Below are 2,460 nucleotides of genomic sequence, written 5' to 3'. Positions count from 1 at the left end.
GGGCGCCGCTGGCGCCGACGCGGTGGCATCGCGGGACCACGCCAGCGAGCCGGTCACGGTTGATGGATGAGACCGGTGCGGCCGTTGCTGTCCGCTGAGCCGCCCGAGAGCACGGATCTCGGCCAGGGCGGGCAGCCCGCCGGATCCGGGCTGTTCGGCCGGCTGCTCATCCTCGCTCTCATTGTCCTGGCCAGCCTGCTCCTTGCGGCCGGTCTGCTCGGGCTGTGGCGGCTGACCCGCCTGTTCCAGGAGGACGACGCGATGACGCGCTGGGTGGATGGCAGCCGCCACGGCAGGTGGCTGGCTGTCTTCGACGGCTATGGCAGGACCACCGCGGGGGACGTCGACGGTGAAGAGGTGATCTCTCTTGCCCCGAAGCCGGCGCTGGCTCCCGACACCACCCACGCGTCACTTGTGATCGGCGCGGACCATAGCACCGACGTCCGCGTGACCGCACAGCTGCGTACCCTCCGCCAGCTGCGTGCGCCTGGGCCGCATCCCTGGGAGGTCGGCTGGCTTCTGTGGCATTACGCCGATACGGGTCATTTTTATGCTTTCACCCTCAAAACCAACGGTTGGGAACTCACGAAGCAGGACCCCGCCTATCCCGGCGGGCAGCGCTTCCTCGCCAGTGGCGAAATGCCGCATGCCGCCGTCGCGACCTGGTACGCGATCGAGATCGTTCAGGTCGGCGGCGCAATCACTGTTGCCGTCGATGGCGTACCGACCGCCGATCTGACCGACGCGGAGCGCCCTTATCTCGCCGGAGCCGTGGGGCTGTACTGCGAGGACTCCGAAGTGGAGTTCCGCCGGGTCACGGTCGGCACGGCTCCCCCCGCTCCCCGCCCGCCTTCGTGATCTTCCCTCGTGCTGCTTGTCCCCGCCGTGCTCTCCCCGCCGTGCTCTCCCCGCCGATCGCGTCAGCTCTGACCCGAAACGGACAAGGACCGACGAAAGGACACGTTATGGCCGGAAAGTTATCGACCCGTCCCAGCGGTGGGCCACACCGTACCGTCCTGGTGGTCTATGGCACCCGCCCGGAAGCAATCAAGATGGCACCGGTGGTCCGTGAGCTTGCGGCCTCGCCGTACTTTCACCCGGTCGTCGCCGTCACCGGACAGCACCGGAGCATGCTTGACCAGGTCAACACCTTGTTCGGCATCGTTCCCGACATCGATCTCGACGTCCTCCGGCAGGGCCAGACACTCGCCGGGGTCACCACCCGGTCGCTGGGCGGCTTGGAAGCCGCCATCGCGCAGGTAGGACCGGATATCGTGATCGTCCAGGGTGACACGACCACAACTTTCACGGGTGCGCTTGCCGCCTTTTACCTCGGTGTCCCCGTCGCGCACCTGGAAGCGGGACTGCGCACCAACGACCCCGCCTCGCCGTTCCCAGAAGAGATCAACCGTCGGCTCACCACCCAGCTCGCGGACCTGCATCTGGCTCCCACCATCACAAGCCGCGACAATCTTATTGCTGAGGGTGTCAAGCCGGATACGGTGCTCGTCATTGGTAACACCGTGATCGACTCACTGCTCTGGGTTGTCAAAGAGCCGATGCCGACGGACAGCCCGCTGCTGGCGGAGATAGCGCGCGGCACGTCCGGCGACCGGCCGGTGCTCCTGGTCACCGCCCACCGGCGGGAGTCCTGGGGCGAGCCGATGCGCAACGTCGGAAAGGCGCTCGCGCGGCTCGCGACGCAACGGCCGGATCTCCTGATTGTCTTTCCCATCCACCGCAACCCGGCCGTGCGGTCGGCGATCATGCCCATCGTCAGCGGCCTGGCGAACGTGATCGTCTCCGATCCGGCCGACTACGCGGCCTTCGCTCACCTGATGAGCCGCGCCACCATCGTGCTCACCGACAGCGGGGGAGTGCAGGAAGAAGCGCCTAGCCTCGGCAAGCCGGTGCTCGTCATGCGGGACAACACCGAGCGCCCCGAGGGCGTCGAAGCCGGAACGGTCGCGCTGGTCGGGACCGATCCCCAGCGGATCGTCGACAGCGTCGGCCGGCTCCTGGACGACCCGGCCGCGTACGCGGCAATGGCGGAAGTGGTGAACCCGTACGGCGACGGCGGCGCGGCGCGGCGCACCGTTGCCGCGCTGGCCCACTATTTCGGTTTCGGTCCGCCGGTTGACGAGTTCGTACCCCGGCTCGGTTCACCGGCCAGCCTGCGGACCACCGGCCAGATCCATGCGGGAAAGGACTGATGCAGGTGCGCACTCACCGGTCCCGCAGCGTCGTAATACCGATCATACTTGCCATGCTGGCGCTGGTCGTAGGGCTGACCAGCACGGCCACGACGGCAAACGCCGAGCGGCCGCACTCCAGGCGGCTGCCGGCGCGGCACGGCGGCGACGTTCTGGCGCTGGCCGGCGGCAAGCTGGTCGCTCCGCCGCCGCCACCGTCCGTGTCACCCCCGCGACGCGGGCCCCGGCCGGTCCCGCCGCCGGGCGC

2 protein-coding genes and 1 pseudogene are annotated in these 2,460 nt (G+C 68.6%); all 3 read left to right on the top strand.

Annotated features, from left to right (window positions below; all coding sequences use genetic code 11):
* Positions 1-66 precede the first annotated feature (66 nt).
* Positions 67-858, top strand: a complete 792-nt coding sequence (locus tag MJ783_RS18460) for a family 16 glycoside hydrolase (RefSeq protein WP_239311961.1) — start codon at positions 67-69, stop codon at positions 856-858.
* A gap of 107 nt (positions 859-965) precedes the next feature.
* The gene (wecB, locus tag MJ783_RS18455) at positions 966-2,213 is read left to right on the top strand and encodes a non-hydrolyzing UDP-N-acetylglucosamine 2-epimerase (RefSeq protein WP_239311958.1); all 1,248 of its coding nucleotides are present in this window, start codon (positions 966-968) and stop codon (positions 2,211-2,213) included.
* Positions 2,213-2,460 (top strand): annotated as a pseudogene (locus MJ783_RS18450) (hypothetical protein); the annotation flags it as partial. The gene wecB and the pseudogene MJ783_RS18450, both read left to right, overlap by 1 nt.

This window comes from Protofrankia sp. Cj3, from assembly GCF_917627355.1.
GTDB lineage: Bacteria > Actinomycetota > Actinomycetes > Frankiales > Frankiaceae > Protofrankia.
This window is presented reverse-complemented; position numbering and strand designations above follow the sequence as displayed.

Coding starts and splice junctions, on each gene's coding strand:
- MJ783_RS18460 (WP_239311961.1), top strand. CDS start 67: ATGAGACCGGTGCGGCCGTTGCTGTCCGCTGAGCCGCCCGAGAGCACG.
- wecB (WP_239311958.1), top strand. CDS start 966: ATGGCCGGAAAGTTATCGACCCGTCCCAGCGGTGGGCCACACCGTACC.